This window comes from Bacillus sp. BACIII, from assembly GCF_057836745.1.
In genome coordinates this window covers 2,553,265-2,567,491 of sequence record NZ_CM174437.1, presented here as the reverse complement: position 1 = coordinate 2,567,491, position 14,227 = coordinate 2,553,265, and the positions used below count along the sequence as shown (strand labels likewise).

Sequence of the window (14,227 nt, the reverse complement as noted above, 5' to 3'; positions counted from 1 at the left end):
TCTTCTGTTATAATGTGGGGGAAGGGAGGCTGTATGATGACTCAAAAGCTCTTACCCCACCGTTTTCCGTTTCTTTTGATTGACGGCACGACAAACAGCGAAGCCGGAAAATGGGCGGCTGCTTACAAAAACATCAGTGAAAATGACTGGTTTATAACCGAATCACAAAGAGAGATGCCGTTTTCACTCGTCATTGAAGCGATGGCCCAAACAGCGGCTTGTGCGGGAATTACCGGCGGTGACAGCCTCGGTCTTTTATCCGCGGTGAAGAAAGCGGAAAGATTAGGTGCCGCTTTGCCGGGAGACCGTCTGGATCTGCTGTTTGAAGTCACGCGAACGAGGCGCGGGTTTGTGTTCGGCCGAGCGAAAGCGTCCGTTGCCGGGAATCCGGTAGCGGAAGCTGAGATCAGCATATTTATCGCACCATCGTAAAAAAAGCCGCCTCCAGCGGCGGCTTTCGGACAAGCCTGTTATTTTGTATCATAATCTCTTTCACTCTGTGAATTGTCTCTTTGGTCGTGTTTGTGTTTTTCATCATTGGCGTTTTCCTTCAGCTCTTCCAGCGGAATCGGATCGGTTAAATCATGATGTTCAGGATTTTCATTCGGTTTGTTTTTCTGTTTTCTTTCTTTCATCCTCCATCACCTCAATATTTCTTTTCCTCAACGTGCTCCCCGCGAAACGTCAGGAGCGGTTTTTTGTTCCTGTGGGTCATATGTATTAAAATAGAGACGACTACAATATAAAAAGTGAGGTACATATATGCCGATACAAAGAGAAGACGCAGATATTAAACTGATCGCGATTGATATGGACGGAACCCTGCTCAATGACGAGCAGCTCATCCCGGAGGAAAACCGGCGGGCGATCAAGGAAGCGGAGGCGAAAGGAATTCACGTCGTCATCAGCACCGGACGCACGCTGATGACATGCCGCGAACTGGCTGAGTCTCTCGAGCTGTCATCCTTTTTAATTACGGCAAACGGCAGCGAAATCTGGGATTCCAACTTTGAGCTGGTTGAGCGCAAGCTTCTTCATACCGATCATATTCAAAAATTATGGGATCTGAGAAATAAGCACAATACGAATTTCTGGGCCTCTACCGTCGATAAAGTGTGGAGAGGGGAATTCCCGGAAACCATTACGGATCATCAGTGGCTCAAGTTCGGATTTGAAATCGAGGATGACGATGTGCGGAATGAGGTGCTGAAAGAGCTGAAAGAAAACAAGGAGCTCGAAGTCACAAACTCAAGCCCGATCAATATCGAAGTCAATGCCCTCGGCATCAATAAAGCAGCGGCGCTGGCGAAGGTATCGGAAAAACTCGGCTTTACGATGGAAAATGTGATGGCTATGGGTGACAGTCTGAATGACATTGCGATGATTGAAAAAGCGGGTGTCGGCGTCGCCATGGGAAATGCGCAGGATATCGTAAAAGAAACCGCTGACTGGGTGACTGATGTCAACACAGAAAACGGAGTCGCCAAAGCGATCCGCCACTGGGCATTATAATAGAAAAAAGAGAGTCTCTGGATGAGGCTCTCTTTTTTGTTTGTCACATTTGTGACTAGGTCCATGGTAGGTTTTCTGACAAAGGGATGTTCAAACGTGTCAGAATTGATATAATTGAGTGAAATCCAACAATTCGGAATAGTCATTCCGAATAGCGGAATGATATTAAAATAAAACGTTTACAATACAGGAGGGAGCTTATGTTTCAGATTGACATCAATTGTGATTTAGGAGAAAGCTTCGGTGCATATAAGATCGGGATGGATGAAGAGATTTTGGATTATGTGACATCTGCAAACATCGCCTGCGGCTTTCATGCGGGTGATCCCAGCGTGATGCGCAAAACGGTTGCGCTTGCGGCGGAAAAGGGCGTGAAAATCGGCGCTCATCCCGGGCTGTTCGATCTTCAGGGATTCGGGCGGCGGCAGATCGCGATTACGCCCGCGGAAGCCTATGATCTGACACTGTACCAAATCGGCGCACTGTCAGGTTTTTTAAAAGCAGAAGGTGTCGCGATGCAGCATGTAAAGCCGCATGGCGCTTTATATAATATGGCCGCCGTCAACCGCGGCCTGTCAGAGGCCATCGCTCAGGCGGTCTTTCATTTTGATCCCGGACTCATTCTTTTCGGGCTATCCGGAAGCGAGCTGATTAAAGCGGGAGATCGAATCGGACTGCAGACGGCAAGCGAAGTGTTTGCAGACCGCACTTATCAGGAAGACGGCACGCTGACGCCGCGTTCACAGCCGGATGCGCTGATTCAGGATGACAAAAAAGCGGTCGGGCAAGTGATTCAAATGGTGAAAGACAACACGGTGACATCACGTAAGGGACAAGCTGTAAGCCTGAAAGCGGACACCGTCTGCATTCACGGAGACGGCGCCCACGCGCTGACATTCGCCAAAACAATCAAAAACGAATTAAAAGCGGCTGACATTCAAATCAGTGCGCTTTCAAAAGACTGAGCAGCAGAGGGAGGAAGACAGCATGGAGCAAAAGAAAAAAACAGCCGGAAAGGCTTCCGGCAAATGGTCGCTGCTTTTAGGCGCGACATTTCTGATGGCGACATCATCAATCGGGCCCGGCTTTCTGACGCAAACGGCCACGTTTACCAATACATTGGCCGCAAGCTTCGGCTTTATCATTTTAATCTCTATTATTTTGGACATTTTCGCGCAAACCAATGTATGGCGGATTATCGCAGTTTCCGGAAAGCGCGGCCAAGAGATTGCAAATATGGTGCTTCCGGGCGCCGGTTATGCCATTGCTTTTCTGGTGGTGCTCGGCGGACTTGCATTTAATATCGGAAACATCGGCGGCGCGGGTCTCGGCCTTCAAGTATTATTCGGAATCAAACCGGAGATCGGCGCTTTAATCAGCGCTGCAATTGCGGTTCTGATTTTCGTCATAAAGGAAGCCGGAAAAGTCATGGACCGTTTTATGCAGATCGCCGGAATTGTCATGATCGTATTGACGGTGTATGTTGCCGTAACGACGGCTCCGCCGGTCGGACACGCCGTTGTGAAAACTTTTATGCCTGATCATATCAGTGTGCTGGCGATCGTGACGCTTGTCGGCGGCACGGTCGGCGGATACATTACATTTGCCGGCGGCCACCGTTTGCTTGATTCAGGCATTCAAGGGAAGGAAGTCATTCCTCAGGTCACGAAAAGCTCCGTCACAGGCGTATTGATTACATCTGTTATGCGGATTGCCCTCTTTCTCGCCGTGCTCGGCGTCGTCTCAAAGGGCCTGCGCATTGATCCTGATAATCCCGCGGCTTCTGTGTTCAAGCTTGCGGCGGGAAATGTCGGCTATAAAATTTTCGGTGTCATCATGTGGTCTGCGGCTATTACGTCTGTCATCGGCGCCGCATATACGTCAGTGTCTTTCTTCAAATCGTTCTCGGCAAAAATCGAAAAGCATTCGAACGGCGTCATTATCGCTTTTATCATCGTATCCACTCTCATTTTTGTCACGATCGGCCAGCCTGCCAAAATTCTGGTCGCGGTCGGTTCGCTTAACGGCTTAATTCTGCCGCTTGCATTAGCGATGATTTTGTTGGGTGCTTATAAGAAAAAAGTCGTCGGCGACTACAAGCATCCGATCTGGCTGACGATCGCGGGGGCAATCGTAGTCGTTGTCATGGCGGTTATGGGCATCTATACATTATTTTCGCAAATGCCGCAGCTATGGGGCTGATGGCATGAAAAAACATATGAGTGACATGAGCCCCGAAGAAGTCAGGCAGCTTATCAGAAAAGGGCGGATGACCGGACCGACGGCGGGGTTGGCCGCTTCTTACGCACAAGCCAATCTCGTCGTTTTGCAAAAGGATCTTGCCTTTGATTTTCTCTTATTCTGCCAGCGCAATCAAAAGCCTTGTCCGGTGCTTGACGTGACGGATGCGGGTTCACCCGTTCCGGCAATAGCTGCGCCGGGAGCTGATATCCGGACGGACTTTCCGAAATACAGAATCTATCGGCATGGCGTGCTTACTGAAGAGGTAACGGATCTCACGCCATATTGGAAGGATGATTTTGTCGGCTTTTTGATAGGCTGCAGTTTTTCATTCGAGCAAGCCCTTATCAATCAGCACATTCCAATCAGGCATATTGATGAAGGCGTGAACGTTCCCATGTATAAAACAAATATTGACTGTGTTCCGGCGGGCCCGTTTTCAGGAAAGATGGTCGTCAGCATGAGGCCGATTCCGGAAAGACTGGCAGTCCGCGCGGCACAAGTCACGTCGCGTTTTCCTGCTGTGCACGGCGCCCCCGTCCGCATCGGGAATCCGAAAAGCATCGGCATCAGCGATCTGAATCAGCCGGACTTCGGAGATGCCGTAACGGTGCAAGAAGGCGAAGTTCCCGTATTCTGGGCGTGCGGCGTTACACCGCAGGCGGTGATCATGGAAACAAAGCCCGATATCGTGATAACCCATTCACCGGGGCACATGCTGATCACTGATATACGGAACGAATCGCTTGCTGTTCTGTAAGTGAGAAAGAAAACAACGAGGTGATGACAATGAAGCAGTATAGCGGCAATACAGCGCTTGATATACAGCCGCACGGTGATTCCGCCGTTATCATCCGCTTTGGCGGGCACATCAGCGAAGAAGTCAACAGCCGGGTGCATGCGGCGGCCGCCTGTATTGAAGAACGGCCGTTTCCGGGCTTCGTTGAATGTATTCCGGCATTCACAAGCTTGACGATCTTTTATGATGTGTATGCCGTCTCACAAATAAAAAAAGGCGTCTCTCCTTTTGCTTTGGTCAAGAAAGAAGTGACAGAACGCCTCAGCCATATAAAGGCCGCCCGGCAGGAAGAGCGCCGGGTGATGGAAATCCCCGTTTGCTACGGCGGTGATTTCGGTCCTGATTTAGAAGACGTTGCTGAGATGAACGATCTGACGCCGGAAGACGTCATCCGCATTCATACCGAAGGCGAGTATCTCGTTTATATGCTCGGGTTTGCGCCGGGATTTCCGTTTTTAGGAGGAATGTCTGAGCGGATCAGAGCGCCGAGAAAGGCGTCGCCAAGGCCGTCGATCCCGGCTGGTTCAGTAGGAATCGCAGGGATGCAGACCGGTGTGTATCCGATATCCACCCCCGGCGGCTGGCAGCTGATCGGCAGCACTCCGCTTCGGCTTTTCAGGCCTGAAGAACAACCGCCAAGCCTGTTGAGAGCGGGCGATACTGTGAAATTCGTCCGGATCTCAGCGGAAGAATACAGCCGCATCAAGGAGGGAGCCGAATGAGCATGAAAGTGGTGAAGCCCGGTCTTCTGACGACGATTCAGGATACGGGCCGAACAGGGTATCAGAAATACGGCGTACTGGGCAGCGGCGCAATGGATACAATTTCTCTGCGCATCGCCAATCTTCTTGCCGGAAATAAAGAAACAGAGGCGGGTCTGGAAATTACGCTCATGGGGCCCGGGCCTTCCTTTGAGTTTTCAGAACCGGCGGTCATTGCCGTCACGGGGGCCGATTTCGCCTTTCATATTAATGGAGAGCCGGCTCCTCTGTGGAAACCGATTTTGATAAAGGAAACAAGCGTCGTCTCATTTGGGCCGTGCAAAATGGGGAGCCGCGCTTATCTCGCCGTCGCGGGGGGATTTGACGTGCCCGCCGTCATGGAAAGCAAAAGCACGTATGTCAGAGCGGGGATCGGCGGCTTTTGCGGAAGAGCGCTGCAAAAAGATGATGAACTGCCGCTCGGCGGTATGACGCAGTGCTCGGAACTGATCGCCGCCCGTCTGAGCGAATCGCCCGGGCAGCATGGTTTCTCAGCGCCGGATTGGTCAGTCAGCAGCAGAGGATTTTTGCCGCTGAAAAGAAATCCGGTCATTCGCGTGCTTGAAGGCGCTCAATTTCATGCGTTTACAGAAGAAGCAAAATGGCGTTTTTACCAAGAATCGTATACGGTTACGCCGCAATCCGACCGAATGGGCTACCGCCTGAAGGGCGCCCCGCTTGAATTGCGGGAGCCGCTTGAAATGGTATCTGAGGCTGTGACATTTGGGACGGTGCAGGTGCCGCCGGACGGCAATCCGATTATACTGCTGGCTGACAGACAGACGACGGGGGGCTACCCGCGAATGGCGCATATCATATCCGCCGATCTTCCTCTTGCCGCCCAAACGATGCCGGGGGAACATATCACGTTCGCTGCTGTTTCGCTGGAGGAGGCGGAAATGCTGCTGTTGGAGAAGGAACAGCAGCTGAAGGAGCTGAAAGCAAGACTCAAAATGGAATGGCTGATCTGACAAAGGGGATGAAAGGTCATGGAAAACAAAAACAAAACCGTCATCAAATCAATGGAGCTGCTTCATTTATTCCTGACCGAACCGAGCCTGAGCTTAAATGAGCTGGTTTCTCTATCGGAAATGCCGAAGACCTCAGTTCACCGGATGGCAAGTTCACTGGAGGAAATGGGATTTCTCACCCGGACAGCGGACGGCCGTTATCAGCTTGGTCTGATCTTTTTACAATTCGGCCAGCTCGTCTCTGACCGTCTGGACATCAGGAAAATAGCCAAGCCGGTGATGGAAAAGCTGTGCGGTGAAGTGGATGAGGCCGTTCAGCTGATTATGAGGGACGGCGATGAAGCCATTTACGTCGAAAAAATTGAGGGAACGCAAACCGTACGGCTGTATACTGCAATCGGCCGCCGGTCGCCGCTGTATGCGGGAGCGTGCGCCAGAAGCATTTTATCGTTTCTGCCGCGAGAGGAGATTGACACATACATTCAGAAAACAAAGCTTGCCGCAATCGCTTCAGGCACGATGACGAATCCGGCTGAACTGCTTCAATCCATTGAAACGTCATTACAATCAGGATATACGATCAGCTATTCGGAATTAGAGGATTACACGGCGGCGATCGGGGCGCCGATTTTCAATCACGAAGGTAAGGTGGCTGCGGGAATCAGCATCGCCGGCTTTGAAGCCAGGTTTTCAGAGGACAGACTGCCGTACTTAACCGAAAAAGTCAAAAACGCCGCTCAGCATATTTCTGAGAAATTGGGTTATTGACCGAGCCAATTTTTCTTCACTCGCGTACATTACAATATCGATAGTAACGAGTGGAGGAAAGAAAATGGGACTTGTTTATACGGCGCTTGGGGATTCTTTGACGACGGGAAGGGGATCCGGCCCGTTTTCCGCCGGTTTTGTTCAGCGGTTCGGACGTATGATGGCAGAAGATTTACAGACAAGAACCGACGTATCCATCTTTGCCAAATCAGGCCTTGAGACGGGAGAAATTCTCGGGCTTATGTCCTGGCCGTACATTCAGAGGCGGATTCAGGCTGCTGATATGATTACCATTACAGGCTGCGGCAACGATTTGATCGATTCGGTTCGGGAATATCAGCAAACATCTGACGCTTCGGTGTTCACCAGTGTGTCCAGTCACTGTCACGAGAACTTTGAAAAGATGATAGCCAAGATCACAGCCTTAAAAGGGCTGCACCCGTCTCCTTATGAGATCCGCGTCTTCAATTTATACAACCCTTTCCCGGGTATTTCCATTGCAGAGAAATGGATATCTTCTTATAATGCGCACCTCAGCACACTCGCATCGGCGCCGCACGTCAAAATTGCCGATGTCCACAGCGCTTTCAAAGGAAAGCTGAACGAATATCTCTCTCATGACCGCGTACACCCCAACGGCAGAGGATATGAAGTCATGGCATGCGTTCTCAGGGGGCTCGGATACGGAAGCCTCGCCCGCTCATAAACCGCGCGCTCCTTTTCATCGGGAGCGCGCTTTTCGTTCTCCTTAAAACAAACTTAAAATTGTCCGACTTTCGTTCTATCCGCGCAAAAAGTACGCTAGAATAATGGGGGATAAAGACAGAAATAGAATTGTGTTCAAAAAATGATAACAGAAAGGATGGATTTTTTTGCTGCGCGTTTTAAAACTGTCACTCGCGATGCTGATTATTATACTTGCTGCTGCCGCATTTACGTATGCAGAACATACATCTGTCATACAGCCGATTATGCTCGTGTTTCTCGGTGCGGTCATGTTCATTCAGGGGCTGGAAGAAAAACGGAAAGAAAACGACGGCTCCGGGAAATTCAATATATATACCGCCGTTTTTGTATGGTCGATCTCTTTAATCGGTTTTACGCTTCACGTAATCTGAGTTTGATAGATCCTGAAAATGCTCCACAACGGGAAAAGGTGAATAAAAACGGTGCAGTAAGGCTTTCCATTCCTGATATTTCGGCGATCCGCGAAAGCCTATTGTATGATCCTCTAATGTTTCCCATTCCACCAGCAGCAAATATTTATGCGTTTCCTCCATACATTTGGACAAGGAATGGGACAGATAACCTTTCATACCCGCTATAATCGGCTCCGCCCGGCGAAATGCCGCTTCGAATTCTCCTTCAAGACCTTCTTTTACATGCAGCATGGCTGCTTCTCTGATCATTCGGAACTCCCCCTTTTATTAATAGATACATTGTATAAAAATATGGACAAAAATAGCTGAAAAACATAAAAATTTAAAACACTATAAGTAAAAAATCCTTGCAAGCCTCATTTGGTTTAGGAGAAAATAACAATTGGAAGGCAGGGGAATAGACAGTGAAAAAAGGATTATACCTATTACTTTTACTCGCAGGAATCATAGGTTTAATCGGCTGCTCGAAATCGGAGTCAGCTGAAGACAGAATGAAAGATTTCGTAAAAGACTGGAATGGCGGTCATTACGATAAAATGTACCAAAGCCTCACCCAGGATGAAAAGAAAAAACTATCCAAAAAGGATTTTGTAAAACGATATGAAACCATTTATGAACAAGCAGGGGTCAAAAATCTGAAAGTCACTGCCGAAAAACAGGACGAAGACGATAAGAAAAAAGATGACCTTCAGCACATCGATTATAAAGTCAGCATGGATACAAAAGCAGGAAAGGTCGCCTTTGACAACACGGCCGTCCTGAAAAAAGAAAAAACAGACGATGGAGAATCATGGAACATCGACTGGAATCCTTCTTTTATTTTCAAACAGCTTTCCGATGACAAAACCGTGCAGATCGCAAATGAAGAACCGAAGCGCGGGCAAATCTACGACAAAGACGGCAAAGGCCTCGCCGTGAATACGGAGGTGCCGGAAATCGGCATTATCCCTGGAAAACTCGGCAAGGATAAAGACAGCGTGATCAAAAAACTGTCTGAAAAACTGGACCTTTCTGAAGACGATATCAAAAGCAAACTGAATCAGGGCTGGGTAAAAGACGACTCCTATGTTCCGATTCAAAAAATCAGACCGGATGATGAAAGCAAGGTCAAAAGCCTGCTCGCATTAGACGGCGTGACGAAAACGAAAGTCAGCTCCCGCTACTATCCGTACGGGGAAAAAGCGGCCCATCTGACCGGATATATTAAAACAATCACTGCGGAGCAGCTGAAAAAAGCGAAAGAAGGCCAATACAGCGACACCTCCAAAATCGGAACCGCCGGCCTTGAAAATGTATACGAAGACAAGCTTCGCGGCACGACCGGCTGGAAAATTTACGTCCCGCAAACGGGAGAGGTCATTGCTGAAAAGAAAGCCGAAAACGGGCAGGATATTCATGTAACGATTGATATGAAAACGCAGACGAAGCTGTATGATTCCATGAAAGATGACAGCGGAGCGGCAGTCGCTCTTGAACCGCAAACGGGAGAGACCCTCGCGCTTGTCAGCGCACCGTCTTATGATCCGAACGGCTTTATTTTCGGCTGGAGCGGCAAAGAATGGAAAAAGCTGAATGAAAATAAAGACAATCCGTTTTCAGCGAAATTCAACAAGCTGTATGCACCGGGATCAACGATTAAACCGATTGCCGCGGCAGTCGGCCTGACAAACGGCACATTGAAAGCGTCAGAAAAGAAAAAAATCACCGGAAAAGAGTGGCAGAAAGATTCAAGCTGGGGCGGTTACCATGTCACACGCGTATCAGAGCGCCTGAATGAAGTGGATCTCGAAAACGCGCTGATTACATCGGACAACATCTACTTTGCGCAAAATGCCATAGACGCCGGAGCGGACGCGTTTACAAAAGGATTAAAAACATTTGGCTTTGACGAAGACATTCCGTACCAATTCCCGATTGAAAAGTCGTCAATCGCAAATGGCAAGCTTGATTCCGAGATTCTTCTCGGAGATACGGGCTACGGCCAAGGACAGATGCTGATGTCTCCGCTGCACTTAGCGGCTGATTATACCGCATTTGTAACAGACGGAAATCTCGTCAAACCGACATTAATCAAAGACGGAGAAAAAACACCGCAAATCTGGCATAAGCAAGTAGTGTCCAAAGCCAATGCCGAAGAAATCACAAAAGGGCTGAGAGGCGTCGTGGAAGATCCGCGCGGCTCTGCATATCAGCCGGCCGTAAGCGGCATTACCGTAGCCGGAAAAACCGGCACAGCCGAGCTGAAAACGTCAAAAGAAGATAAAGACGGCAAAGAAAACGGCTGGTTTGTCGGCTACGATTATAAAAAGAAAGACCTCTTGATCGCGATGATGATTCAAGACGTCAAAAAACGCGGCGGAAGCCATTACGTCGTTGAAAAAGCGAAAAAGCAGTTTCAGAATCATTAAATGACGATTTTTGCGGGCTGAAAGGAAAATCAGCCGCCGAAGCAGAATGAAACAGCATGGGCAATTCCTGAAAACAGCGATACAAGGGCTCACTAAGAAAAAGGGGGATTTCACATGCAGCGTATTCAATTGGCTGAAGACCTGGAATTTTCAAGAGTGATACACGGGCTTTGGCGTCTGAACGAATGGAATTATTCGGACACAGAGCTGCTGGATCTGATTGAATGGTGTATCAGCCAAGGCATTACCACCTTCGACCATGCCGATATATACGGCAGTTATACATGTGAAAAGCTGTTCGGCGGTGCTTTGTCCCTTTCACCTTCAATAAGGGAGCAAATCGAAATCGTCACAAAATGCGGGATCGTCATTGAGTCACCGGAACGGCCCGGCAACAAGATGCACCATTATAATACGTCGAAATCTCACATCTTAGCGTCGGCTGAGCAGTCGCTCTTGAATCTGAATACGGATTATCTCGATGTGCTGCTCATTCACAGACCGGACCCGCTTATGGACCCGGAAGCTGTGGCTGAAGCGTTTCATGCGCTGAAAAGCTCGGGCAAGGTCAGATATTTTGGAGTGTCAAACTTTAAAGCGCACCAGTACAGAATGCTCGAATCCTATTTGGATGATCCGCTCATCACGAACCAAATTGAAATTTCTGCTTACGAGCTGGAAAATATTCACGACAGCACGCTGGATTTCTGTCAGGAAAAACGCATCCCGCCGATGGCGTGGTCACCGCTTGCGGGCGGAAGCGTTTTTACAGGCCAATCAGATAAGGACGTCCGGATCCGCGCCGCGCTTCGTTCCGTACAGGAAGAAATCGGCGCCGCGTCCATGGGCGAAGTCATGTACGCATGGCTGTTCACCCATCCGGCCGACATCATGCCGATTGTCGGCAGCGGAAAACAGAGCCGCATTTCCGCCGCGGTGCGTGCATCAGCTTACACACTCAGCCATGATCAATGGTTTCGGGTTTATACAAGTGTCCAAGGTTATGATATTCCATAAACAAAACAAACGCCCGGGAAGGTATCTTCCCGGGCATTTGTTTATGTGGTGTGCAATGTCTAAAAACAAGTAAGGTCACTTTGAAGTATAGCCGTTCAGATGAAAGGAACCAAGCATCATGGCATATTATCTGACACATTTTTCTTATTCAATACTGTCACACGGACCAGTGCCAAATTGCCATTAGAAAATGGTTGAATAATCATTGAAAGCGTTTTATATTTTTAGTTACAACACTTTCCCCGGAAGCACCCCCCATGTGCCGCATCCCTCACAACTAGAAAATCTGGAGGCGCGTTTCATGTATATGACAGCGAGAGAACAAAAATTAATGAAACATCTTTTACTGCAGAACCGGTACGAAACAGTGCATGAACTGGCGGAAGCTTTACAAGTCAGCACGAGAACCGTTCACCGCGAGTTAAAAACAATCAAACCGCTGATGGAATCATTCGGTCTGGCACTTGATAAACAGCCCGGCAAAGGACTGAAAGCGGTGGGAAACCCGGAGGATAAACAGAAGCTCCTGTCAGACCTGTCCTTTGAACAGCATGAGTACAGCGCTGAGGAGCGGAAACTTTTAATCCTATGTTCACTATTAGAGTCTCAAGATCCGATCAAGCTCTACAGTCTGGCGAACGAACTCCAAGTGACAAACGCGACGATCAGTTATGATCTTGATGAACTGGAGACTTGGATTGCGCCCTTCGGCTTGACGCTGATCCGAAAAAGAGGCTTCGGCATTCAGCTGACGGGACCGGAAAATGCGAAACGGAAAATCGTCGGCAACCTCATGGTCAACCGCCTTGATATTCAAAGCTTTTTGGAAGCGGTTGAATTGAATATTAAAGGAAAACCCGACGCTGATGATAAAATGTTCGGCGTCGTAAATAAAGCGGAACTTTTGAAAATGGACCGGCTCTTGATCCAGCTCAAGGAAAAAATTTCGATCGCCTTATCTGACAGCTCCTATATGGCGCTGGCGGTTCATTTAACCTTTGCGATGGAGCGGATCAGACTCGGAGAAACCATCACGATGGAGGCTTCTGAACGAAAAGCGCTGCAGCAGACGAAGGAATACGGCTCCGCGCTCGAAATGGCAAAAGAGCTTGAAAAAGCCTTCGGCGTTTCGATACCGGAGGCTGAGATCGGCTACATCACCATCCATTTACGGAGCGCCAACCGCCAATACAAAACCGAATTCAAGCCCGAGAACATTGAAGTTGAAACGGCTTTGCAAACAAAGCAGCTGATCGGCTTCATTTCAGAAAAAATTAAAATGGATCTGACGGAAAACGGCTCTTTATACGACGGTTTAATCGCCCATCTCGAACCTGCGATCAACCGGGTAAAAGAGAGTATCGACATGTACAACCCGATGACTCAGCAAATTAAACGCGACTACTTCCTGCTGTATATGGCCGTAGAAGAAGGAATGGAAAAATTCTTTCCGGGGCTTCATTTTCCTGATGATGAGATCGCTTTCATCGTTCTGCACTTCGGCTCCGCCCTGGAAATCAAACGGGAAGAAGCGAAAATCAAGGCGCTGATCGTCTGTTCAAGCGGCATTGGGTCGTCCAAAATGCTCGCATCCAGACTGAAAAAAGAGCTCCCGGAAATCCGTTCCTTTGATATGTCTTCCCTTATTGAACTGAAGGACCGTGATACCGCCGCGTACGACATGATCGTATCCACCGTGCCGATCCCGTATGAAAACATTGATTATGTCATGGTCAGTCCGCTTTTAAATGAAGAAGACGCCGATCAGGTCAAGCAGTACATCAAAAGAAAGATTCCGCTGATTCTTGACAAGAAAAGAAACGGCAGAAGAGAGGAGAACCAGCCGGAGACGCCTGATATGCTGGAAGCGGCCGGGCGTCTGGCGCATTATGCGGCGGTTATCCAAAGCGTGCTGGGGAACTTTTCGATCAAATCCATTGATTCAAACACGGCGTATGAGCTGTTTTTGAACCGTATGTTTGCCATGCTGGAGGAAGAAGGATTGGTTCATAATGCCCAAAAAACCGCACAGCGCCTTGCAGAGCGTGAAGAACAGGGCGGGCTCGGCATTCCGGGAACGGCAATGGCGTTGTACCATCTCAAAAATGAAGAAATTGTCACGCCTTTTTTCAAAATTTATGATTTGACAGTTCCATGCAGTGTCAAAGGCATGGACGGAAATTCCCTGACCGTCGGCCGCGCTTTAGTGATGATGGCGCCGGCTGATATGCCCGCTGAAGGATCGGAAATATTAAGTGCGGTCAGCTCGGCCATCATTGAATCCGAAGCCAGTATAAAAGCCTTCCAGACTGAGGATCAGGCCGATTTATACAAACGTTTAAACAGGCTGTTTTATCATTTCATTCAGGAAAAAGGACAGCGCTGAACAGATGGTGCACCCCTCATATGGGGTGTGTTTTTTTCTGCATGTATGAGGGTAATGGGAAGGGAAGAAACTAAAACAAGGGACTATTGTATCATTCACGAATGGAATAGTTCTAAAACAAAATTGTTTTACAAGTTATATTTTTTGGTTTAAAATGGGTTGCGTGAGGAAGAAAATCTGACAGAGTTTTTTGTGATTTATGAT

15 protein-coding genes are annotated in these 14,227 nt (G+C 48.6%); 13 read left to right on the top strand and 2 right to left on the bottom strand.

All coding sequences use genetic code 11. The annotated features are described in order from the left end of the window. The first annotated feature begins 36 nt into the window (after positions 1 to 36). Positions 37 to 432: a 3-hydroxyacyl-ACP dehydratase FabZ family protein gene (locus tag ACXN9U_RS12515; protein ID WP_016937238.1), complete on the top strand. Its 396-nt coding sequence runs from the start codon at positions 37 to 39 to the stop codon at positions 430 to 432. A 38-nt stretch (positions 433 to 470) separates the two neighbouring features. Here the strand turns inward: ACXN9U_RS12515 and ACXN9U_RS12510 are convergent, their stop codons facing one another. Continuing rightward, entirely contained in the window at positions 471 to 635 is a 165-nt protein-coding gene (locus ACXN9U_RS12510; protein WP_003156294.1) for a hypothetical protein, read from the bottom strand. Between the two features lie 127 nt (positions 636 to 762). On the opposite strand from ACXN9U_RS12510, the gene ACXN9U_RS12505 reads away from it, so the two are divergent. From ACXN9U_RS12505 to ACXN9U_RS12465, 9 genes are all read left to right on the top strand, one after another. Then, positions 763 to 1,512 carry a Cof-type HAD-IIB family hydrolase gene (locus ACXN9U_RS12505; RefSeq protein ID WP_489201718.1) on the top strand — a complete coding sequence of 250 codons (750 nt, stop codon included), beginning with the start codon at positions 763 to 765 and terminating at the stop codon, positions 1,510 to 1,512. 200 nt (positions 1,513 to 1,712) lie between these two features. Further along, a complete protein-coding gene (locus tag ACXN9U_RS12500) occupies positions 1,713 to 2,477 on the top strand; it encodes a 5-oxoprolinase subunit PxpA (RefSeq protein ID WP_489201717.1) in 765 nt (254 codons plus the stop codon). A 22-nt stretch (positions 2,478 to 2,499) separates the two neighbouring features. Then, a complete protein-coding gene (locus ACXN9U_RS12495; protein WP_060963590.1) occupies positions 2,500 to 3,714 on the top strand; it encodes an NRAMP family divalent metal transporter in 1,215 nt (404 codons plus the stop codon). Positions 3,715 to 3,718: 4 nt separating this feature from the next. Then, entirely contained in the window at positions 3,719 to 4,513 is a 795-nt protein-coding gene (locus tag ACXN9U_RS12490; protein ID WP_489201716.1) for a putative hydro-lyase, read from the top strand. A gap of 29 nt (positions 4,514 to 4,542) precedes the next feature. After that, the gene (gene pxpB, locus ACXN9U_RS12485; RefSeq protein ID WP_489201715.1) at positions 4,543 to 5,274 is read left to right on the top strand and encodes a 5-oxoprolinase subunit PxpB; all 732 of its coding nucleotides are present in this window, start codon (positions 4,543 to 4,545) and stop codon (positions 5,272 to 5,274) included. Between the two features lie 2 nt (positions 5,275 to 5,276). Then, complete coding sequence (locus ACXN9U_RS12480) at positions 5,277 to 6,284, top strand: 5-oxoprolinase subunit C family protein (RefSeq protein WP_489202496.1); 1,008 nt, start codon at positions 5,277 to 5,279, stop codon at positions 6,282 to 6,284. An 18-nt stretch (positions 6,285 to 6,302) separates the two neighbouring features. Then, entirely contained in the window at positions 6,303 to 7,052 is a 750-nt protein-coding gene (locus ACXN9U_RS12475; RefSeq protein WP_060963586.1) for an IclR family transcriptional regulator, read from the top strand. A gap of 64 nt (positions 7,053 to 7,116) precedes the next feature. Continuing rightward, positions 7,117 to 7,758, top strand: a complete 642-nt coding sequence (locus ACXN9U_RS12470) for a GDSL-type esterase/lipase family protein (RefSeq protein ID WP_060963585.1) — start codon at positions 7,117 to 7,119, stop codon at positions 7,756 to 7,758. A 196-nt stretch (positions 7,759 to 7,954) separates the two neighbouring features. After that, positions 7,955 to 8,170, top strand: a complete 216-nt coding sequence (locus tag ACXN9U_RS12465) for a YczI family protein (protein WP_406795068.1) — start codon at positions 7,955 to 7,957, stop codon at positions 8,168 to 8,170. On the opposite strand, the gene ACXN9U_RS12460 is transcribed toward ACXN9U_RS12465, so the two are convergent. Continuing rightward, positions 8,141 to 8,461: an antibiotic biosynthesis monooxygenase family protein gene (locus tag ACXN9U_RS12460; protein WP_060963584.1), complete on the bottom strand. Its 321-nt coding sequence runs from the start codon at positions 8,459 to 8,461 to the stop codon at positions 8,141 to 8,143. The genes ACXN9U_RS12465 and ACXN9U_RS12460 overlap by 30 nt on opposite strands. A gap of 155 nt (positions 8,462 to 8,616) precedes the next feature. Here ACXN9U_RS12460 and ACXN9U_RS12455 point away from each other — a divergent pair, with 155 nt between their 5' ends. The 3 genes from ACXN9U_RS12455 to ACXN9U_RS12445 all read left to right on the top strand — a co-directional run bounded on the left by ACXN9U_RS12455 (position 8,617) and on the right by ACXN9U_RS12445 (position 14,023). Next, entirely contained in the window at positions 8,617 to 10,620 is a 2,004-nt protein-coding gene (locus ACXN9U_RS12455; protein ID WP_045926230.1) for a penicillin-binding transpeptidase domain-containing protein, read from the top strand. A gap of 114 nt (positions 10,621 to 10,734) precedes the next feature. Continuing rightward, a complete protein-coding gene (locus ACXN9U_RS12450) occupies positions 10,735 to 11,637 on the top strand; it encodes an aldo/keto reductase (protein ID WP_489201714.1) in 903 nt (300 codons plus the stop codon). Between the two features lie 301 nt (positions 11,638 to 11,938). Further along, a complete protein-coding gene (locus ACXN9U_RS12445; protein ID WP_060963582.1) occupies positions 11,939 to 14,023 on the top strand; it encodes a BglG family transcription antiterminator in 2,085 nt (694 codons plus the stop codon). The last annotated feature ends 204 nt before the right edge of the window (positions 14,024 to 14,227 follow it).